We start from the raw sequence: 23,427 nt of genomic DNA on the forward strand, positions 1-23,427 counted from the left end.
AGGTGGTTATGGATTTGAAAAAAAGTGACGTTATAATAGATGGAGGTTTGGTGGTGAAGAAAAAGAAAACAGATCGCAGGTCAAAATACCTGTATGCGCTGGTGCTGGCAGTGGTGGCGGCAATGCCGTTGTCTGCCTTCGCCCAGGGTTCCATATTCGGGACCGTGCAAAACACCGATCTGTCTACACCGGCCAATGGCGATATTAGCTTTGTAGGTTTCCTGGATGATACGGACGAAGAGATCAGGATCGAATCCTCAACCGGTGCCGGCTACGATGCCGGCAACTGGTTTGACGATTTCCAGAACTATCTTACCGAAGCACCCGGAAATCCATACGATTATTACTTCTACAATCTGGCCAACGACGAAGGGTTCCATTTGGGCAAGGCTATTCCCAACAACTCGTTCCAGCAGGAGAATATCCAGTTGGCGGCGGTGGCCTGGCCGTTCAAACCGACCGGCCTTACGGGCATGGCCGTATCAACCAGCTCGGTAGTGATCGGATGGAACTCATCCCCCGGCATGACCTACCATGTTTACCGACGGGTGGCTACCTCCAGCGGTTCTTTCTTCCGCGTTGATGATCCCACTGGTTCGCTGGCCAATGCAGGCGTTTCGGACAGCTTCTTTGTCGACGTCACTGTTGACGGTGTCAGTTCGTACAATTATCTGATCGTCGCCGAAGATGGCTCCGGCAACTATTCGCAGCACTCCGATGTAGCCACCGTTAATTCCTCTGTGGTGGCGGCGCCGGTTGTGGTTGCTATCAACCCCGACAGCGGCCTGACCCTGGGTGGAACGGTGGTGACTATCACTGGTTCCGGTTTTGATATGGCCGGCGCCGGTGCGCTGGTGGGCGCCGCCTCTCTGACCGGTGTCACGGTCGTCTCACCGTATGAGATCACCGGTACCACGCAGGCGGGAACTGCCGGACTGGCCGACGTATCCGTGACCAACCTGGCCTCGGGGCAGTTGTCCAACATACTGGTTGGTGGATACAACTACATCTCGAACTCGCTACCCATCCTGGCCGCAATTGGACCTCAAAACGTCACCGAGGGACAACTACTGGCCTTCACCGCGACCGCGACCGATGCCGACGGCGGCTTCCCGGTAATGACCAGTTCCGCCCTACCCGCCGGTGCGACATACGTCGACAACGGCGACGGCAGTGGTAGTTTCGACTGGACGCCTGGTTTCTTCGACGATGGTGTGTATAACGTCACATTCTACGCCACCGACGACCTGCAACCGAGTCTGATTGATTCAGAACAAGTGGTAATCACAGTTATCGAAGCCGGTAACCAGCTTCCGGTATTAGCCGCGATCGGTCCGCAAGTGGGAACAGAAAACAGTCTGCTCACATTCGCCGTCTCAGCTACTGACATTGAAAGCACGCCGGTGATGACCACCTCCACGCTACCGAGCGGCGCTTCTTATGTAGACAACGGCGATGGCTCAGGCGATTTCAACTGGACTCCCGGCTTCACCGATGCCGGTACCTACAATGTCACGTTTTATGCGACCGACGACTCGGCGGCGGTTGACTCCGAGCAAGTCGTGATAACTATTAACGAAGTGGGCAATCAGTCACCCGTGCTGGCCGCTATCGGTGCGCAAAGTACGACTGAAAACGTGAACCTGAACTTTGGCATAAATGCCTCTGATCCTGACGCAACGATTCCAAGTCTGACCACTTCGACCCTGCCGACCGGTGCGACCTTTGTTGACAACGGTGATGGTTCCGGCACGTTCGACTGGACGCCGGGCTTCACCGATGCCGGGGCATATAACGTCACTTTCTACGCCTCCGATGGACCGGCTGTTGACAGCGAAGCCGTTGTCATCACCGTCAACGAAGCAGGCAACCAATCACCTGTGCTGGCCGCCATTGGCGCCCAAAGCACAACTGAAGACGTCAACCTGAACTTCGGTATAACTGCCACTGATCCTGACGCAACGATTCCAAGTCTGACCACTTCGACTCTGCCGACCGGTGCGACGTTTGTAGACAACGGTGACGGCTCCGGCACGTTCGACTGGACACCGAGCTTTACCGATGCCGGGACGTATAACGTCACATTCTATGCCGGCGACGGCAGTGCAGCTGACAGCGAGGCTGTTGTCATTACTGTCAACGAATCCGGTAACCAGTCCCCGATACTGGCTGCGATCGGTGCCCAGAGCACTACCGAAAACGTCAACCTGAACTTCGGGATAAGTGCCTCTGATCCTGACGCAACGATTCCAAGTCTGACCACGTCGACCCTGCCGACCGGTGCGACCTTTGTAGACAACGGTGACGGCTCCGGAACCTTCGACTGGACACCGAGCTTTACCGATGCCGGGACGTATGACGTCACCTTCTATGCCGACGACGGCACGGCCTCTGACAGCGAAGGCGTTGTCATCACGGTTAACGAGGCCGGAAACCAGTCACCTGTATTAGCCGCGATTGGTGCTCAGAGCACGACCGAAGACGTCAATCTAAACTTCGGCATAAATGCCTCTGATCCTGATGCAACGATTCCAAGTCTGACCACTTCGACCCTGCCGACCGGCGCGACCTTTGTCGACAACGGTGACGGTTCCGGGACCTTCGACTGGACACCCGGCTTTACCGATGCCGGTGCGTACAACGTTACCTTCTACGCCGACGACGGCACGGCCAGCGACAGTGAAGCTGTTGTCATCACGGTCAACGAGGCCGGTAACCAGTCACCAATCCTGGCCGCCATTGGTGCCCAGAGCACTACCGAAGACGTCAACCTGAATTTCGGCATAAATGCCTCTGATCCTGACGCAACGATTCCAAGTCTGACCACTTCGACTCTTCCGACCGGTGCGACCTTCGTTGATAATGGCGACGGCTCGGGAACGTTCGACTGGACACCCGGCTTCACCGATGCCGGCGCCTACAACGTGACGTTCTACGCCGACGACGGCACGGCCGCCGACAGTGAAGCGGTTGTGATTACCGTCAACGAGGCCGGAAACCAGGATCCGGTGTTGGCCGCTATAGGTCCCCAGGGAACCAACGAAGATGTCAACCTGAACTTCGTGGTAACCGCTACCGATCCGGATGCGACCACCCCCGCCTTGTCGACCTCGGCCCTGCCGACCGGCGCGACCTTTGTCGACAACTTGGACGGTACGGGCACGTTCGACTGGACGCCCGGATTTACCGATGCGGGCATCTACAACGTCACCTTCTACGCCTCCGACGGACCGGCTGCCGACAGCGAGGCGGTGGTCATAACCATTGCCGAATCCGGCAACCAGTCACCTGTCCTGGCCGCTATCGGCGCTCAAAGCACGACTGAAAATGTAAACCTGAATTTCGGTGTTACGGCCACTGATCCGGATGCTACTATCCCGACGCTGTCGACCTCGACTCTGCCCACCGGTGCGACGTTTGTTGACAACCTGGACGGCAGCGGTACCTTCGACTGGACACCCAGCTTCATCGATGCGGGCAGCTACAACGTGACTTTTTACGCCGACGACGGCGCCCTGATTGACTCAGAACAGGTCGTGATCACGGTCAACGAGGCTGGTAACCAGTCCCCGGTTCTGGCCGCAATCGGACCGCAATTAACAGTTGAGGATGTTTTGCTCAACTTCATTGTGACTGCGACTGATCCTGACGCCGACATACCGACCCTTACAACCTCAACGCTGCCTACCGGTGCATCTTTCGTCGACAACGGCGACGGTTCAGGCTCATTTGACTGGCTGCCCGGCTTCACCGACGCTGGAACGTACAACGTCACTTTCTATGCCGATGACGGTGCTCTGATCGATAGTGAACAGGTTGTCATTGATGTGCTTGACGCTGAAAACCAAATTCCGGTTTTGGCTCTGATCGGTCCGCAAACCATTGACGAAAACGTCAATCTGAACTTCACCGTTTCGGCAACCGACCCGGATGCTACCATCCCGGCACTCTCGATATCCACACCCCCGACCGGTGCGACATTTGTCGACAACGGCGACGGCAGCGGTGTTTTCGATTGGACACCCGACTTCACTCAGGCCGGGATACACAACATCACATTCTATGCCAACGACGGTTTGCTGGTCGACAGCGAAATCGTTGTGATAACCGTCAACGAAGTCGGCAACCAGCCGCCCGTACTTGCGCCTATCGGACCCCAGACGATCACCGAAGGGGCCAACTTGAACTTCGTTGTCACTTCCAGCGATCCCGATGGCACTATCCCGCTCATGACCAACTCAATCCTGCCGGCGGGAGCCACCTATACTGATAATGCCGACGGCACCGGCACTTTCGACTGGACGCCTGATTTCACTCAAGCCGGAGCCTACAACGTTACTTTCTATGCCGATGATGGCCTGGTAGCCGACAGTGAAGCTGTTACCATAACGGTCAACGATGCCGGAAACCAGATCCCGACCTTGAACGCTATCGGCCCGCAAACGGTTGTTGAAGGACTCAACCTCAACTTCATCGTGTCAGCCACCGATCCGGATACGGATATCCCGTTGCTGTCTACCTCCACGCTGCCGACCGGCGCCACGTTTGTCGATAACGGCGACGGCACCGCTGTCTTCGACTGGACGCCCGACTTCACCCAGGCTAATGCCTACAATGTCACTTTCTACGCCGATGATGGTGCTCTGATCGACAGCGAACAGGTAGTCATCACGGTGACCGAATCCGGTAACCACGACCCGGTACTCGACTCGATCAGAGCCAGGGTTGCCTTTGAAGGTATCAACCTGAACTTCCTGGTTACGGCCAGCGATTCAGACGGCACCATACCGGCCCTGTCGGCTGTCTCATTGCCGACCGGCGCCACCTTTGTGGACAACCTGGACGGCACAGGTAACTTCGACTGGACGCCCGACTTCTTATCGGCCGGTGTTTACAACGTGATGTTCTACGCAGACGACGGTGTAGCCTTGCCGGACAGTGAACTGGTACAGATCACCGTGAGCGAGTCCGGCGACCAACCACCGGTCATCACAGCTATTCCCGACACTTCGGTGGCCGAGGGAGACATCCTTGAATTGGTCATAACGGCATCAGATCCCGAAGGTGGATTTGTCTCCATCGCCGCGAGTACACTCATGAACCACGTCACCTTTGTCGACAGCGGAAACGGAGTGGCCGTGCTGACCTATGCGCCGGACTACTTCGACGCCGGTGAGGACTCGGTACTCATTTTCGCATCCGAAGTGGCGCCGCCATACCAGGCCAGTTCGCAAACATTCGTTGTCACCACGCTGGAAGCCAACCAGCCGCCTTTGTTTGACTCAATCGGGCCGTTCACTGTGGCTGTCGAAGACTCCTTGACTTTCCTGGTCACAGTCACCGACACCACCGACGCCGACACGGCCGGAATCGTCCTCATGACCATGCTGGTTTCGCCGCCCAACGCTACTTTTGTGGACAACGGCGACAACACCGGACGCTTTATCTTCCATCCCGACCACGGCATGGAAGGTCTCGACACCGCCACCTTCCTGGCCGTCGACCAGGGCACGCCCCAGTTGAGCACGACCATGGATGTTGAAATCACGGTGGTGGGCACTAACATCCCGCCGGTTCTTGACTCTATCGGTCCCCAAGCGGTCACCGAGGGTAATACTCTGGTAATCAATGTTTCCGCCAGCGATCCGGACGGTGGCCTGCCGATTTTCCTGTCGGTCGACTCCCTGATTGACAACGCCGCGTTTATCGACAACCTCGACAACACCGGCCTGTTCACCTTCAGCCCCACTTTCCTCCAGGCAGGGCTGTACTCGGTCACATTCATGGCTGATGACGGTGTGGACGTCACCGAAGAACTGGTGCTGATACAGGTTGTTGAAGCCGGCAACCAGGCGCCGGTCTTTGATCCCCTGCCGTCACCGTCTGTTACCGAGGGCACCACCCTGGTCGACAGCATCACGGCCCAGGACCCCGAGCTTGAACTGATAACATACAGCATAGATTCATTGACCATGCCGTCGAACTTCACCTTCACAGACTCAGGCAACGGTGTGGCCTGGTTCGGGTTCGCTCCCGATTTCGTGCAGGCCGGCATTTATGATATTACACTGTTCGCTCACGACGGCGCAGACTCGACAGCCGCGGTTCTTACAGTCGATGTGGTCGAGGCCGGAAATCAGTTCCCATCGTTGTCGCCGCTTTCAAACGTGACCGTTGATGAATTAAACACTGTTTCCTTCCTGGTCGGAGCTGCTGATATCGACGGCCCGCCGCCGATCATGACTACTTCGGCCCTGCCGGGCACGGCTACCTTCGAAGATCCGGATGCCGACAACATCTATGTCTTCGAATGGACCACCACCCAGGAGGACTCAGGCAGTTACAGTGTCTGGTTCTACGCCACTGACGCTGACTTCCCGAGTGATATCGACTCGGCCGAGGTGATCATCACGGTGGTCGATGTCAATCGTACACCATGGTTCCTGATTCCGTTCAACCAGCCGGACTCGGTCATGGAGCTCGACACGCTTCTGTTCACCTTTATGGCCTGGGACGATGACGGCTCGATCCCGAATATCGAGATCGATGTTAACGGTACCGGTGGGCTCCTGCCCAATATGACGGTGGATTTGACCTGGGACGGCGCCATCAATAACGGCGTGCTGACCTTTGTCCCCGATTACTCCCAGGGAGACGATAATCCGACTTTTGTCTTTATGAAAGTCCACGTGATTGATGAGTTCGATCCGCTCCTGAGAGATTCCTCGGGCACCCAGACGATCAAGGTATATGATCGCAATCAGGCGCCGACCATGCAGTTCTCAGACGGCATCGGACCGTTCAACCTGACCGAAGGTCAAAACCTGAACTTCAATGTTCAGGCCGCCGATGACCGCGATGTCCCGCTCTTGAGAGTGGAAGGCCTGCCCGACAGTAACTATACCATCACGCAACCTTCCAGTGACATCGTTCTGTTCGATTTCACGCCGGACTTCACTCAGGCCGGGCAATACTCCCTGTCGTTCATAGCCGATGACCTGGAAGGTTTGTCGGACACGCAGTTGGTTGACATCATTGTTGTCGAAGCCGGCAACCAGCCGCCTGTCTGGTCGGTTGTCCTGCCCGATACCATTGATGTGTTCATCGGCTTCCCGTACACTCAGGCGCTGGCCGCCAGCGACCCCGAAGCCACGCCGGTAACACTGGATGCGGCGCCATTTGTGACCAACGCCACTTGGTCGGTGGTCGGTGATACCGGGACCTATTACTTCAACCCCGAACTCTCCCAGGTGGGTCAGGTATTCCAGATAACATTCACGGCTACCGATTCGACCGGTCTGGCAACCCCGATGGTCACCAATTTCGCCGTACTCAGCGCTCTTAGAGGCGACATTGACGGCAACGACAAGTACACCTTGAATGACGTTGTCATGCTGGCCGGGTATATTTTCCGGGGCGGTGTCGCACCCAATCCCATGGAGGTTGGCGACGCCGACATGAGCGGCACGGTCGATGTGGCCGATATCGTTTATATGATCAACTTCCTGTACCATGCTGGTCCACGACCGCCGCAATAATTGCGCCGACCGAATCCGATAATCACCGAATAGCCGCTCTCGCAGCGGCTATTCGGCTGATATTAACCAGCCCCAAAAAGCCGTTTCAGACCCAGTTTTGTCCATATATCATGCGAAAATACTTGACAACTTTCGCATCAGAAGTTATCTATAGTGTGACCTTCGTAGGTGAAAAACGACCAGTGACTTTTAGGTCTTACGTTTTTGTCGCTTGGTACTAGCGATTTTCACGAAGCTTACATCTGAGATGGCCGTGGTCGGCTGTCTCTGCATGCATTGCCTTGAGGTATGATAAGCTGTTATAGCTTGTTGAGAATTTACTTCAACATCTTGAGTGCAAGGACGATCAAACCGAAAACCTCCCCGAAGTTCCGCCTGGGGTGTTAAGGAAGGTTTTAGGAAAGGAGGTGTCTCGCAGAAATAGTAAACGTAGTGATTGCATGGCATTCGGAACTGATTCTTTGAGCAATCTGCCTATCGGTTTCGAAACCGATGCCGCTTCGCTCAAAGATTAGTCTTGAAGGCAGAAATAAGTTGGGAACTATTCATCTCTCGAAAGGAGCACTTGAATGACAAGGAGAATTTCGACGATTCTGATCCTCTCCTTACTAGTGGTTGCTTTTGTGGCGATGTCGGCTCAGGCCGTCAAATCGCCGGAAGAGTCGCCGCGAGTGATCAACCCGCTGGTGTATAGGTCGCTCCAGTACGCATTCCCGGACGCGACCAACTCCGGTACGCTCAACGCCAATCCGGCCACCGAGCTGGGCGATGGCGTCTCACTAGGTAACGCCGTAAGTGCCGCTCCGCCATGGCCCGGTGTTAAGCTTGGTGATACCTACTACGACTACCAGCATAACGGTCGTATGACCCGTATGGTAGACTGGGGCAATGATGTAGCTGGCGGTGAAGGCTTCATGGTCCACTTTGAGTGGATGCGTTTGGCCACCGAAGTGACGGAAAACCGCCACTATACCTACAACGCGTATTATGCCGGCGGTGGCCAGGCCGGCACATTCCTCGGTCAGGTTAAGATTCAGCCCGACGGTGAATACGCCGGTTATGTTTCTCTGGATGTCACTCAGGACGGCCGCGCCGTTCTCGGTGGTCACAACAACCAGGGTTCAGGCTACCAGGCTCATACCTACTGGGACTTCGGACCCGGTTTTGCATTCTTTGGTATGAACCGTCGTGTACCGGACACCACCTTGGCCGCCGGTACCGGTCAGGATCCCAACGACTCCCTGAAGTCGGCTATCTGGCCGTCAATTCGCTATCATGAGACGCCGGGCAAGGCCGATCCGGTCACCCACGTCTTCACTCAGGTTTCCGAACCGGGCGCTGGTGATGCACAGGCTGTCATCTACTTCCGTAAGGTCGGTGCCGATGATACCGGCGAATGGGATTTCCCGCCATACGTTCCTGACACGGTGTTCGACATCGCGCAGGATGTGGCTTGCTCCGAGACTTCGGGCAAGGTCGCTCTGACCTGGATTGCCAACCGTCCCGACGACGGTGACTGCGACACCTGTTCCAGCCAAAACGGCCAGAACTTTGTCCAGTGGGACAACGACATTTACTATCAGATCTCAATGAACTACGGCGCCCCGGGCTCCTGGCTGCCGCGTGTCAACCTGACTCAAAAGCAGGATGGCGTCGATGGCTACCGCCCGTACACCGACATGCAGGCCCTGATCACTTCCGATGATGATCTGCATATCGTTTGGGGTTCACGTTTCTGGCCGGCCGACGCCAACAGTGGCGGGCAGGCTGGTCTCTTGCGTGGCCGTATCTTCCATTGGGGTGAGAATCTGGGCTTTGTGAAAGCTACCGGTAACATCCGCACCGCGGCTAATCTCGAATGGGATCAGACCACGTGTAACGGTGGTGCCTGGCAGCTTAACGGCTCCAAGATGAACGTCGGCGAATGCGACGGCAAGCTGTACGTGATCTGGACCCAGTTCAACGACGTTGCCAACGGTATCGAAGAAGACTGTCACAACCGCGCCTTCGGCGCCGGTGGTGATGCCTTCGGTTCGGCCAACGGCGACCTCTATATGGCTGTTTCCGACGACGGTGGTCTCACCTGGGACGCCGCTCGTGACTTGACCAACACCCGCACACCGCACTGCGACTCTGCGACCGGCGCGGTTGGCGAGTGCCGTAGTGAGCACTGGTCCTCCATGAACCGCATTGGTACCAACCTGGGCGGTGACATGTCCGGTGCTGTGGTTGTCGATCCTACCGGCAGCTACACCGGCGCTTACTTCCTCGATGTACAGTACATCGGCGATCCCGATCCCGGTGGTATTGTACAGGACGAAGGTACCTGGCAGCAGGCCGACGTGCGTTGGTTCCGTCTGCCTTGTGTCGAGCCGGTTCCGACTCCGGGCTGGGCTCCCTCCTGGACCGAAATCGACTATCCTGAGTACACCAAACATGGTACTCAGTATGACAAGCCGCTGACTATCGAGAATCCCGGCAACACGGCCACCAACTTTACGATGGCCTTGAACGAAGATGTCGGTCCGCATAGTGGCTGGTTGTCCGTTTCAGCTTCACTTTCGGCTGGAACCATCAACTCAGGCGCGGCCAATACCGTTAGCGGTACTGTTACCATCAACGCCGGTGGCACAATCAACCTTCCCGGTACGGTTGTGAACCTGACGGGTAACATGACTGCGACCGGTAACCTGATCGGTTCACCTTATGTGTTCCCGATCAACTTCTTCATCGTTGACACAATCGTGCCGCCGATCTTTGATACCATTACCACCGGTTGCTTCTCGTTGGTCGTATCCAACATGGGTAACTGGGGTAACCAGGGCGCCGGTCATGTCAACCTTGACTTCTTCGACTTTGGTGACTGCGACGACCTGGAAGATGCTGAGGATACCATCCCCGGCGACGCCACGGTCTATGCCTACGACGCCTCCCCGGTCATCTGCTGGCCGGACGGTGACTCGGTCATCTGTAACTGGTCGATCTTCGGTACCACTTACATCTCCGACGAAGGCTTCGTGCCGGTCGGTCACACTCCGGTAACGCCGTTCCTCTACGGTCAGGACTGTGAAGACCCGCCGAACGACCTGTATTACAACGAAGCCTACTTGTCTCAGTTTACCACTCATGACACCGGTATCCTGATTGAGAAGTGGTGGATCGCTCCGGATCAGAGTGCTCAACAGGGTTCCAACTGGATCATTCAGATTCTGAAGATCACCGTGATCGATGGTCAGACACACACTGACCTGAACATCGGTGAAGCCATCGACTGGGATATCCCGGCTGACTCCGCTTCGCGTAACCGTTCAGGCTTCAGTCCGGCTGAAAGGCTGGTCTACCAGCAGGGTTCTGAATACGATGAAGACCCTGAAGAGTGTCAGGAAAACTCAGACCGCTACGGTGGTATTGAGCTTCTTGAGATCAGAGAAGACGATGGTGGAACTGTCACCGAGAGTTCCGATCCTTACGGCGCCTGGTCCGGTAGTAACGCCCTTTGGGTGTACCCGGCTGGTGGCTATATCCCTGAAGAGCTGGACAGCTTGATGACCGCTCGCGAGGGATACGTCCTTTCGGATTCACTTGATGCCGATCTGCACTCGGTTATGACCTTCAGGTCCGGCTACACGCTTACCCCGACCAAGACGCTCTGGATCTTCAAATGTTTGATCACCAGTCGTTTGGGCTTTGCGGCGTTTATCGCCTCGGCTCAGGAGTGTCATACCTGGTATGCGGATAATCTGAAATCGCCGTCCTGCGGATGCTGCATCCCGCCGATCCGCGGTAACGTCGATTACGACGGTGCCGATGCCATTGACATCTCCGACCTCGTTTACCTGGTTGACTTCATGTTCACCGGTGGCCCGGCGCCGCCTTGCTTCGACGAAGCAGACATGAACGGCGACCTGGCGATCGACATTTCCGATCTCGTCTGGCTGGTCGACTTCATGTTCACTGGTGGTCCGCCGCCGGTTGCATGTCCATAAAAGGTTAGATCACACAGGACCTATAAGGTCCTTCAGATAAACCTGAAGCCGCCCCCGTCATCTACGGGGGCGGCTTTCTTTTTTGCTTGGAAAAACGCCAAACTTGACTATATTTAATAGTGAGTTCTCACGGATAGACCGCCGGCACGAACAATGGTGCCGAAATCACGGTTGAGAACATCCTCACTACGCATTTGGGATTTCCATGCGTCTGCCGGTCGGTGCCCCACCCGATGCCGCTTCGCCCCAAGGTTAGTCTTAGAAGCAGGAATAGATCGGGAATCATCTGTCTCGAAAGGAGTAATCGAATGACAAAGAGAATTTCGACGATTCTGATCCTCTCCTTACTAGTGGTCGCTTTTGTGGCCCTGTCGGCTCAGGCCGTTAAATCGCCCGAAGAGTCGCCGCGGGTAATCAACCCGCTGGTGTACAAGTCACTCCAGTACGCATTCCCGGACGCGACCAACTCAGGTACGCTCAACGCCAACCCGGCCACCGAGCTGGGCGATGGCGTCTCGCTGGGTAACTCAGTAAGTACCTCTCCGCCGTGGCCCGGTGTCAAGATTGGTGATACTTACTACGACTACCAGCATAACGGTCGTATGACCCGCATGGTAGACTGGGGCAATGACGTAGCCGGCGGTGAAGGCTTCATGGTCCACTTTCTGTGGACGCGTTTGGCCACCGAAGTGACGGAAAACCGCCATTATGCCTACAACGTCTACTACGCCGGCGGTGGCCAGGCCGGCACATTCCTCGGTCAGGTTAAGATTCAGCCCGACGGTGAATACGCCGGATATGTTTCTCTGGATGTCACTCAGGACGGCCGCGCCGTTCTCGGTGGTCACAACAACCAGGGTTCAGGTTACCAGCCTCATATTTACTGGGACTTCGGCCCCGGTTTCGGCTTCTTTGGTATGAATCGTCGTGTACCGGACACTACTTTGGCCGCCGGTACCGCTCAGGATCCCAACGACTCCCTGAAGTCGGCTATCTGGCCGTCAATTCGCTATCATGAGACGCCGGGCAAGGCCGATCCGGTCACCCACGTCTTCACACAGGTTTCCGAACCGGGCGCCGGTGATGCACAGGCTATCATCTACTTCCGTAAGGTCGGTGAGAATGACACCGGCGAATGGGATTTCCCGCCATACGTTCCTGACACGGTGTTCGACATCGCGCAGGATGTGGCTTGCTCCGAGGTCACCGGCAAGGTCGCTCTGACCTGGATTGCCAACCGTCCCGACGACGGTGACTGCGACACCTGTTCCAGCCAGTCCGGCCAGAACTTTGTCCAGTGGGACAACGACATCTACTATCAGATATCAAACAACTACGGCGCCCCGGGCTCCTGGCTGCCGCGTGTCAACCTGACTCAGAATCAGGATGGCGTCGATGGCCACCGCCCTTACACCGACTTGCAGTCCCTGATCACTTCAGACGAAGACCTGCACATCGTGTGGGGTGCACGTTTCTGGCCGGCCGACGCCAACAGTGGCGGCCAGGCCGGTCTCTTGCGTGGCCGTGTTTTCCATTGGGGTGAGAATCTGGGCTTTGTGAAAGCTACCGGTAATATCCGTACCGCGGCCAATCTCGAATGGGACCAAACCACGTGTAACGGTGGCGCCTGGCAGCTTAACGGCTCCAAGATGAACGTCTCAGAATGCGACGGCAAGTTGTATGTTCTTTGGACCCAGTTCAATGATGTCGTCAACGGTATCGAAGAAGACTGTCACAACCGCGCCTTCGGTGCCGGTGGTGATGCCTTCGGTTCGGCCAACGGCGACCTCTATATGGCCGTCTCCGACGACGGTGGTCTCACCTGGGATATCCCTCGCAATCTGACCAACACCCGCACACCGCACTGCGACTCTGCGACCGGCGCGGTTGGCGAGTGCCGTAGTGAGCACTGGTCCTCCATGAATCGTCATGGTACCAATCTGGGCGGTGACATGAGCAGTGCTGAAGTTGTCGATCCTACCGGCAGCTACACCGGCGCTTACTTCCTCGATGTACAGTACATCGGCGATCCCGATCCCGGTGGTATCGTGCAGGACGAAGGCACCTGGCAACAAGCCGACGTGCGTTGGTTCCGTCTGCCTTGTGTCGAGCCGGTTCCGACCTCTTGCTGGTGTCCCAGCGGCTGGACCGGCATCGACTATCCTGAGTACACCAAACATGGTACTCAGTACGACAAGCCGCTGACTGTCGAGAACTTCGGTAACGTGCCTGCCAACTTTGAAACACAGTTGAACGAAGATCCTGGCCCTTACTCCGGTTGGCTGTCCGTTTCTCCTTCACTTGAGTCTGGAACCATCAACTCAGGCGCCAATAACACCATTAGCGGTACTGTTACCATCAACGAAGGTGGTACAATCAACGCTCCCGGTACGATTGTGAACCTGACGGGTAACATGACTGTCACCGGTAACATGAACGGCTCGCCCTATGTGTTCCCGATCAACTTCTTCATCGTTGACACAATCGTGCCGCCGGTATTCGACACAATTACCACCGGTTGTTTCTCGCTGGTCGTATCCAACATGGGTAACTGGGGTAACCAGGGCGCCGGTCATGTCAATCTTGACTTCTTTGACTTTGGTGACTGCGACGACCTGGAAGCTGCTGAGGATACTATCCCCGGCGACGCCACGGTCTATGCCTACGACGCCTCCCCGGTCATCTGCTGGCCGGACGGTGACTCGGTCATCTGCAACTGGTCGATCTTCGGTACCACTTATATTTCCGACGAAGGCTTCGTGCCGGTCGGTCACCTTGCGTCGGTGCCGTTCTTCCGCGGCATGTCCTGCGACTCCATACCAGAGTCTCTTTTCATCGACGATACCTACTTTTCTGAGTTCACAACTCATGACACCGGTATCCTGATCGAGAAGTGGTGGGTACATCCGGATCAAAGCGCTTCCCAGGGCTCCAATTTCATAATTCAGATCCTGCGGATCACCGTGCTTGACAGTACGACGCATACCGATCTGAACATCGGTGAAGCCATCGACTGGGATATCCCGGCCGACACTGCATCGCGCAACCGTTCCGGCTTTGAGGCCGGCGAGCGGCTGGTCTACCTACAGGGTTCTGAGTACAATGAAGACCCCGAAGAGTGTCAGGAGAACTCAGACCGCTACGGTGGTATTGAGCTTCTCAGGACAATGGAGATCGATGGAGTTGATACTACCGAGAGCTCCGATCCTTACGGCGCCTGGTCCGGTAGTAACGCCCTTTGGGTCTACCCGGCCGGTGGCTTTATCCCGGAACAGTTAGACAGCTTGATGACCGCTCGCGAGGGATATGTCCTTTCGGATTCACTCGATGCCGATCTGCACTCGGTTATGACCTTCAAATCCGGCTACACGCTTACCCCGACCACAACGCTCTGGGTTTTCAAATGTTTGATCACCAGTCGTTTGGGCTTTGCGGCCTTTATCGCCTCGGCGCAGGAGTGTCATGATTATTTTGATGAATACGTGCCCAAGCCGACTTGTAGTTGCTGCGTAGGCATTCGCGGTGACCTTAACGGTGACGGTAGGATCGACATCTCCGATCTCGTCTGGTTAGTGGACTGGATGTTCACTGGTGGACCGCCGCCGCCCTGCCTCGAACAAGCCGATGTAAACGCCGACGGCGTGATCGATATTTCCGATCTCGTCTGGCTGGTCGACTTCATGTTCACTGGTGGTCCGCCGCCGATCCCATGTCCGTAGCAGGTTAGATCATCCAGAGTCTAAAAGACTCATTAGATAAACCTGAAGCCGCCCCCGTCATCTACGGGGGTGGCTTTCCTTTTTTGCTTGGAAAAACGCCAGATTTAGCTATATTCAACAGTGTGTTCTCACTGATAGACCGCCAGCACGGATAATGGTGCCGAGCAAACAGTTAGTAACGTCTTTTTTCTGTAAAACGGCACTGAACACGGAATTAGAAAGTTCGTTGGACCTGTCCGGGCGGTCAGAGAATCGGAAGACAAGCCCCAAATGATACTTGCGTTTGAAGACACGCCTGTATAATCAACGTTAACTTTTCGATCCAATTGGACGTTATTCTAAATGGACGATCGAGTGAATGAACAAGAGAATCATAGGTGAAATAGGAGTAGGTAGCAAGATGACAAACAGATGGACAAAGGTGCTCTTTGGTCCGCTTCTTCTGACAGCGGCGCTGTGGGCTATGCCGACTGATGGACATAGCGTGATAAGCCAGAGCGGGAATACCCCCAAACCCTACATAATCGAGGGTAAGGTGACGGTTGTCTTCGAAGAAGGCGTCGACCTCTCTCGGCTCAACAAGGGTTTCGGTCGAGTGAGTTTTGCTCTGGGCAGTCTCGATCCGATTCTGGATCAGTTTTCGGTCACCGAAGCCCATGAGATTTTCCCCGGCTCCAAGCCGCGAGAGATAAACTCAGGCTTGCCGGATTACACCCGGTTTTATGAGTTATCCTTTCCGGAGGAGACACCTGTCCGCGAAGTTGTGGATGCCTTGCTGCAAAACCCGAATGTTAGAACGGCCGAGCCGGTCTGGGCCATGCCGTTGGCAGTCACACCCGACGATCCGCAATTCAACAGTCAATGGCACATGACCTCGCTGAACGTCAATGTCCGGGCCGCCTGGGACCGGGAGGCCGGCTCTGATTCTATTATCGTGGCCGATGTCGATTCCGGCGTTAACTATAACCACTCGGACCTCAGAGACAACATCTGGGTCAACCCGGGTGAGGATATCGACGGCGACGGCGTACCTTACGATATCGATGATCTCAACGGTATCGACGACGACGGCAATGGTACCGTCGACGATCTGATCGGCTACGACTTTCTCACCGGTATCGGCAGTGCCGCAGCCTACGAAGATAATCACACGCCGGACCCCGACCCACAAGATCGTAATGGTCACGGCACCCATGTCGGCGGCATCATGGCCGAAGTCACCAACAACGGCGTTAACGGCTCAGGCATGGCCGGTGGCTGGTTGGGCGGTAACCGCGCCTATCGCGGCGTGCGCATTATGTGCCTCCGGGTCGGCGCCACCGGCTCCGACGGTAACGGTTACGTTAACTCCAACAACTGCGGCACCGCCCTCCAGTATGCTGCGCGCAACGGCGCCAAGATTGCAAACGCCAGTTGGGGTTCCTCCGGTACCACTACTATGAACGCAGCCATGCAGCTCTGCGATTCGGCCGGTATGACGGTGACTCACGCCGCCGGCAACGACAACATCGATCAGCCCGACTATATGGATTACGATCCTTTCGGTTTCGAGGTGTTGTCGGTAGCTTCAGTCGAAAGCAACGACTGCAAAACCGGCTTCTCCAACTTTGGTTACTGGGTTGATATCTCAGGTTACGGCTCAGCCATCCTTTCCACTGCGTCCAACAGCAATGCCGCACCCATTATGGCCACTTACTGGGGTACGTCGATGGCTTCACCTCATGTTGCGGGTCTGGCTGCCTTGATACGCTCCCAGATGCCCAGCCTGACCAAGTACCAGGTGGACTCGATAATTATCAACACCGCCCACGACGTATATGCCGGATCATGCAACTCAAGCTACATAGCCAAGCTCGGCTCCGGACGAATCGACGCCGAAGCAGCCATGGCCGGACTGGCCTGCGCCCTGTTTACCTCCGATGTGGATCAAGGCGAAGCGCCGCTGACCGTCAATTTCAGCGATCAGTCGCCGTACTCACCTACCTCATGGGATTGGAGCTTCGGCACCGGTGATATATCTTCGGATCAAAACCCCACATACGTTTACAACGACCCGGGTGTTTACGATGTCTCTCTGATCGTCGACGACACCAGCTCCCTTGGACCGGGTGAGGAACACTTGACCAATTACATCTGGGTCACGGCCGATACCGTCGACATTGCCGATGTGGTGGCCCCAGCCGGCTTCCAGGCGGTTCTACCGGTCTACATGCACAATACCGCCCAGATCAAGGAAATCCAGTTCAGTTTCTACATGGAAAACACGCTGGGTGTTACTTTCGACAGTATTTCGACGGAAGGTCTTCGCACCGCATATTTTGAGAGCATCACCAACAACTCGCTGGTGACAAACAAAAAATACGGTTTCCTTTTGAAGACAGATGATCCGGCCAGCGGTGGCTCCAACTACCTACAGCCCGATACCGGAGCCATCCTTAACATCTTTTTCAACGTGCCTCCCAGCGCTACGGGCGGCGAGGTAATGGCTGTGGACTCGATAACCGCCTCCGGCAAGCGGCCGCGCTATGAAGCCCTCTGGGGCGAGTTGGTTCCGGTTTTCAGCGCCGGTTCTATCGAAATCCAAGGCTGCATTCGCGGAGATGTAGACTGCTCCGGCGGCGACATCAACATCGCCGATCTGGTTTACCTGGTGGATTTCATGTTTAACGCCGGCCCAGCCCCCGATCCGTATTTTGTGGGGAACATCGACGGCCTGCTGTTGATCGACATCGCCGATTTGGTCTATATGGTCGACTTTATGTTCAACAGTGGCCCCCCGCCACCTCCGTGATCGACTATCTGAGATAACTCCAGGGCGGGCCTAAGGCCCGCCCTTTTTTCATGCTTAGTTTTTTGCTCGCAGCTACCAATTTTTATTGACTCCGATCAGCCAAATTCCTATCATGCGACCAGTTATGGTTCGTATTTTAGGGTGGAATGCGAGATTGTACCTGGTGAACGAGGAGGTGATTGGACAAATAGAGCGGTAAATTCGTCATGTACTGTGTTGAGACTTTAGGACTTGAAAAACATATATATCTGTTCGGAGGATAGTAAATGATATCGAAAGTACTCTTGCTGGTCGGAGCGTCACTGTTGTGCACAGGAATAGCGATGGGACAATCCGGCAACATCACCGTTGATCTTGTAACCGGACTGCAGGGGTCGTCAGCCGACACCCTGGCTCTCGGCGGTGAGGCGACGTTCTACATCAGAGTGAACAACAATACCGGCTTCGCTTTAGATGGAATCACCAACGGCTACAGAGTTTATTCAGACGACGGCGCCAATTGGGACACGGTGAAGACGGCTTCGCTGGGAACGATTACAGCGGCCATGTTCGACGGCAGTTCTGGATTGCAGATGTATCCAAATGACCAGGCCGGTCAGGTGAACGGAAGCATTTCCGACACCGTCGGCTTTGGTGGATTCAGGTTCTTCTCAGCTGGCTTGCCCGCGGGCTTCGATGACACCGCCTACACAATTACGATCGGTCCTATCGGGGGGGGATCTATTGTGAACACGACAACTATCTGTGTCGATTCCGCCTATTATGGATCGGCAGGCACATGGAAATGGGCGGCCGCCGGTGGCAATGACTTCTTCCCGGCCTGGGGCGGTCCTTATTGCTACTTTGTCGAGCCTGACCCGGCCGATGTTAAGGTGACCGACGATAACAGCCTCCCCACCACCTTTTCACTCGGACAAAATTATCCCAACCCGTTCAACCCGAGCAGCAGTATTGCATTCGATCTCCCAATCGTTACTCATGTGCGGCTGACCGTATACAATGTGTTGGGGCAAGAAGTCACCACGTTGGTCGACGAGAAACTCGGACAAGGAAGTTATGAGGCAGAGTGGAACGGTCGTTCATCCTCCGGCAACCATGTCTCCTCGGGCATCTACTTCTATCGCCTACATACCGAACAGTTCACACAGACCAAGAAAATGGTTTTGCTGAAGTAGACAGGCTCTTTTACGGCGAATCACAACCCCCGGCCAACCGGGGGTTTTTTTATCGAGATTTGTGCCTGCTCGCTACTACGTTACCGTCCCGGTTTCACGTTGACATAGTGCCTGGAACCGGTATCTTACAACCCTTGATCCGGTTGGATTGTGTATGAACCTGCGGCCTGTCTGAGGTCACTTCGATTTGGAGCCATGATTAGATGAAATCTGTTTCTTTGCCTCTTTTGCTACTGCTTCTGATGCTCTGTTCGTCCGGTGCGGCCGCCGACTTCGCTATCTCACTTGACAGCGTGGTGGGCTTGTATGACCCCAATACTCTTAATACCGATCAGCAGATAACCTTCTATATTCGCTTGACCAATGACGGTGCGTATGCCATGAAAGGTATCACCAACGGTCTTCACGTCTATTCTCCAAACGGCGCCACCTGGGATACGACGGTAGGTGACAATGATCTCGGAACTATCGGCTCAAACGAATTCGATCTGCTTTGGACGATTAATAGGTTCGGGCTTACCGGCTCCGGAGCAGACACCCTGGGTTTTGGTGGGATTCGTGGTGCCTCAGGTACCGGCCTGCCGGCAGGATTCGATGATACCGCCTACACCATCACCATAGGGCCGATACTTGCTCAGGACCACGGTAAGACTGTCTGCCTGGACTCAGCGTTCTACCCACCCTCCGGACCATGGCTGTGGGCGGGGGGAACTGTCGACAGCGTTTTGGTGGGTGATCGTCTGCCCGCCTGGGATGGACCTCATTGTTTTACAGTTTTGGATTCCAACGGGACACAGCGTTTGGTCCCAACTCCGGGCGTGGTGAAGTTTACAACGCAAGAAGGGGTCCAACCGGTCAACCAGTCGCTCGAAATTGATGCCTTCGATACCGGCAACCCGCTTAGCATCTCGGTGGCCAATAACCAGGCCTGGCTTCAGGTTGATCCGCAGGCTGGCGGTACGACACCGATCTCACTAACCATCTCAGCCGATATCACCGGGCTGTCGGCCGGTCACTATTTCGACACGATAACAGTAACGGCCGCGGGGGTGGCCAATTCGCCCCTGGAGGTTCCGTGTATTGTGACGGTGCAGCCGTTGATTTCATCAACTCCGTTTTGGGGGTTTCTCTCCTACGCCAAAGACGGCAACCAGGCCCCACCGGAGACATTGATCGTAACCGCGACCGATGGTGTGAGCGCCATACCCTTCGCGGTCACCACCGATTCGGCTTGGCTGATGGTCACGCCGACTTCGGGGACTACTCCGGAGACACTGATTGTACAATCCGACGGTCGTAACCTTGCGGTCGGTATGGCGCACGCCGACAGTGTCGTTTTGACGCCCACCGGTGGAAGTTACTCGCCGTTAAGACAGCAGTACATGGTCCATATCATTGACCTGGTCACAGCCGTCAAGGATGTTTCAGGTGACAACCGCCCCACCACCTTCGCCCTCGGTCAGAACTATCCCAATCCATTCAACCCGAACACTCAGATAGCTTTCGAGTTGCCCTCAAGATCGCAGGTTAGTCTGGTTGTTTACAATGTTCTCGGTCGGCAAGTGGCCACCTTGGTCAACGAACAGTTATCGCAGGGCAGCTATGTGGCCGAGTGGAACGGCCTCACTTCAAGCGGTGCCCCGGTGTCCTCCGGAGTCTACTTTTATCGCCTCCACACCGACAGCTTCACTCAGACCAAGAAGATGGTGCTGCTGAAATAAGACCGGTGAGGGGCATACGTCCACAGGTTTGGTGATCGGCCCATGTCCAGATGTGCCGATTACAAAGCCGCAAGGAAATGTGGACAACTGCCAACCACTTACAAAAATGGCAAATACGCCGAACTTTGCACTCCGGTCAGTACACCTTGACAGTCCAAAACTACCCGAAACAGGCGGTTGGCCAATACAACCCATTGTCCCACAACAGCATACACGAATTAAGTTGACTTTATAGCCCGATTTTCGTAGTTTAGTACCTTATGTAGCGGATTATGAAAACGTTAACTTATTGAAAGATAAAGGGTTATATGTTAGGGGTCATCGGAAACAAATTCTCAATCGGAAAAGAAACCTACCATCCGTTCTCCGTGGAGATGCACTACTTCCGGATCGACAAGCGTTACTGGTCGATCTGCTTTGAGCGGATTAAGCGCGCCGGCTTTCGTATCATTTCCACTGCCGTGCCGTGGAATGTTCATCAGGATGAAAGCAAGCATTTCGATTTTTCCGGTGTCACTGATCCCTCAAAAGACTTGATCGTCTTTCTTGAGTTGGCTCGGGAGTTTGGCTTCAAAGTCATTTTGCGGCCCGGTCCAATTGTCAAAGGTCAGTTGGAAAACGGGGGGCTGCCGAAGTTTGTTTTCAGTGATCTGAGCACTTTTGCTCGGGATGCCGCCGGTCAGGAATGCAAGCTGCCCAATGACTGCGGTGTCGACGGCGGCTATCTTCCCAGCTATCTGCACAAGACCTATCAGTTCCACATCAAGAATTTTTTCAAGAACTTCATTGAAATCACCAAGAACTATGTGCATCCACGAGGACCTATCTTCATGGTCGAATTGGATTATGAGACCTCGTTTGGACAGTTATTGGAACCGGACTCGGCAGATTTCAATCCGGATGTGATAGCCGAGCACTATCCCGCCTTTTTGGAAGAGCTCTATGGTGATATCAAAAAGCTGAACGCTGCTTACAAAGAGAAACACTCCAATTTCGACCAGATAGAGCCACCACGAAAGTTCAAGGATTTGGACCCCAAACGGTTTGTCAAAGCGATTGACTGGATGAAGTTTCGGCAGCAAGTATTGGTGACCTATCTGGAGGGGTTAGAGGATGTATTCTCCTCCTACACAGTGGAACCGCTTATCTTTCGCTCGCTCTACTTCAAACCAGGCAGCCTGCTGCCCGCTTTCGATCTGGTGCCTGACGACCGCTCGCCGTTTCTTGGGGCCAATGTCTTTCCGGGCGGCAGCTACTTTGACCTGGCTGTCAAGGCGCGCTTCCTAAAGTCCGAATACGGATTCGCTTTTGCGACTTCGTTTACTTCCGGAGCGGCCGCTGAAGACCCGGACCGGGAGGAGACGATCGCACCAATACCGGCCAATCAGCGTCGCTTTTATCTGGCCGCCAGTTTGGCTTCCGGGTTCAGCGGGCTTAACCATTACATGTTTGTGGATCGTGATCATTGGCACGGGGCGCCGCTTCACAACGACGGTACTATCTCCGAGGGATACAGCGTGGCCCGGGAATTCAACACAGCCATCATGGAGGTTGGCCTTGAGGAGATGGAGTCCAATGAGCAGGTTGCGGTGGTGGGGAATCGGCTATATGAATGGATGAAGACAATCACCTTCAAGAAAATGTTCCCCTATGTCGGCCGATTGCTGGATGATTCGGCCTCCGGATTCTGTCGTGATCTCATGCGGTTGAAAGTGAACTTCGGTGTTCGCGAAAACCGTGACTGGGAATCGTTAAAGAGCTATAAAATGGTCTTCATACCCTCGACTGAAGTAATGTCCCGAACCGATCAGGAGGCTGTTGTAGACTTGGTGAAATCAGGCGTGAATGTTATCATTTGTGGTCTGATGCCCCGATACGACGAGACGCTCCGTGATTGTCAGATTCTGGCCAATCACTTCCGAATCAAGACCAGTGTCGACTATGGGATCGGCTCCGCCGAACACAAAGGCGGATCATTCCCGACCCATGTCTACGGTTCCATTCGTTCCACCGATGACGCCAAAGTTCGCAAGCTTTGCAAGAACGGCACCAAGCTGGTGGGTGTGTCATCATCGCGGTTCAAAGGCACTCTCTTCCTGTTCACTTTCGACTTCGCGTCGGGTGGAAACCATGCCAAGCTGGCTTATCTTGAATCGGTCCTTATCGGCGAGTCGATCACACCTCAGGTGTATTGCAGTGATCCGTCGGTTGATATCGCATTCAAACTGGGTGAGAAGAAGGGGCTTCTGTTCGTAGTCGCTCCGCCGGCCGGTGAGCTGTCCGATGGCATCGAACGAAGCGGTAAGGAAGTCATAATAAAAGCAGACCTAAAAGCGGCCGGATACAAATCCCCTCGACTGAAACTGACCAATCTGTTCGATCGCGAAGAAAGCAAACCGATCAGGATTACGACCAAAGAACTCAAAGATGGTATCCAACTTCCGGTCAGTTTTCCGGACGGGTACGTCTTCCTGATAGAAAGGCGGTAACCATCGGC

General features: G+C 55.0%; 7 protein-coding genes. All 7 read left to right on the forward strand.

Translation table 11 applies throughout. The features are described from left to right. Positions 1-8 precede the first annotated feature (8 nt). The 7 genes from OEV49_15685 (at position 9) to OEV49_15715 (ending at position 23,419) form a co-directional block, all read left to right on the forward strand. A complete protein-coding gene (locus OEV49_15685) occupies positions 9-7,538 on the forward strand; it encodes a putative Ig domain-containing protein (GenBank protein ID MDH3892506.1) in 7,530 nt (2,509 codons plus the stop codon). 569 nt (positions 7,539-8,107) lie between these two features. Further along, the gene (locus OEV49_15690) at positions 8,108-11,524 is read left to right on the forward strand and encodes a hypothetical protein (protein MDH3892507.1); all 3,417 of its coding nucleotides are present in this window, start codon (positions 8,108-8,110) and stop codon (positions 11,522-11,524) included. A 308-nt stretch (positions 11,525-11,832) separates the two neighbouring features. Continuing rightward, positions 11,833-15,243, forward strand: coding sequence for a dockerin type I repeat-containing protein (locus OEV49_15695; GenBank protein ID MDH3892508.1), 3,411 nt, complete (start codon positions 11,833-11,835; stop codon positions 15,241-15,243). Between the two features lie 400 nt (positions 15,244-15,643). Then, positions 15,644-18,034 (forward strand): S8 family serine peptidase, encoded by a 2,391-nt coding sequence (locus OEV49_15700; GenBank protein MDH3892509.1) that lies wholly within the window; start codon positions 15,644-15,646, stop codon positions 18,032-18,034. Between the two features lie 266 nt (positions 18,035-18,300). Then, positions 18,301-19,209 (forward strand): T9SS type A sorting domain-containing protein, encoded by a 909-nt coding sequence (locus OEV49_15705; protein MDH3892510.1) that lies wholly within the window; start codon positions 18,301-18,303, stop codon positions 19,207-19,209. 203 nt (positions 19,210-19,412) lie between these two features. After that, positions 19,413-20,930: a T9SS type A sorting domain-containing protein gene (locus OEV49_15710; protein ID MDH3892511.1), complete on the forward strand. Its 1,518-nt coding sequence runs from the start codon at positions 19,413-19,415 to the stop codon at positions 20,928-20,930. Between the two features lie 308 nt (positions 20,931-21,238). Then, positions 21,239-23,419 (forward strand): beta-galactosidase, encoded by a 2,181-nt coding sequence (locus tag OEV49_15715; protein ID MDH3892512.1) that lies wholly within the window; start codon positions 21,239-21,241, stop codon positions 23,417-23,419. Positions 23,420-23,427: the final 8 nt, after the last annotated feature.

Source organism: Candidatus Zixiibacteriota bacterium, assembly GCA_029860345.1.
Classification (GTDB): Bacteria; Zixibacteria; MSB-5A5; order GN15; family FEB-12; genus JAJRTA01.

What these genes read in the sequence shown, in the direction of transcription:
- OEV49_15685 (MDH3892506.1), top strand. Translation starts at nt 9, where the DNA reads ATGGATTTGAAAAAAAGTGACGTTATAATAGATGGAGGTTTGGTGGTG.
- OEV49_15690 (MDH3892507.1), top strand. Translation starts at nt 8,108, where the DNA reads ATGACAAGGAGAATTTCGACGATTCTGATCCTCTCCTTACTAGTGGTT.
- OEV49_15695 (MDH3892508.1), top strand. Translation starts at nt 11,833, where the DNA reads ATGACAAAGAGAATTTCGACGATTCTGATCCTCTCCTTACTAGTGGTC.
- OEV49_15700 (MDH3892509.1), top strand. Translation starts at nt 15,644, where the DNA reads ATGACAAACAGATGGACAAAGGTGCTCTTTGGTCCGCTTCTTCTGACA.
- OEV49_15705 (MDH3892510.1), top strand. Translation starts at nt 18,301, where the DNA reads ATGATATCGAAAGTACTCTTGCTGGTCGGAGCGTCACTGTTGTGCACA.
- OEV49_15710 (MDH3892511.1), top strand. Translation starts at nt 19,413, where the DNA reads ATGAAATCTGTTTCTTTGCCTCTTTTGCTACTGCTTCTGATGCTCTGT.
- OEV49_15715 (MDH3892512.1), top strand. Translation starts at nt 21,239, where the DNA reads ATGTTAGGGGTCATCGGAAACAAATTCTCAATCGGAAAAGAAACCTAC.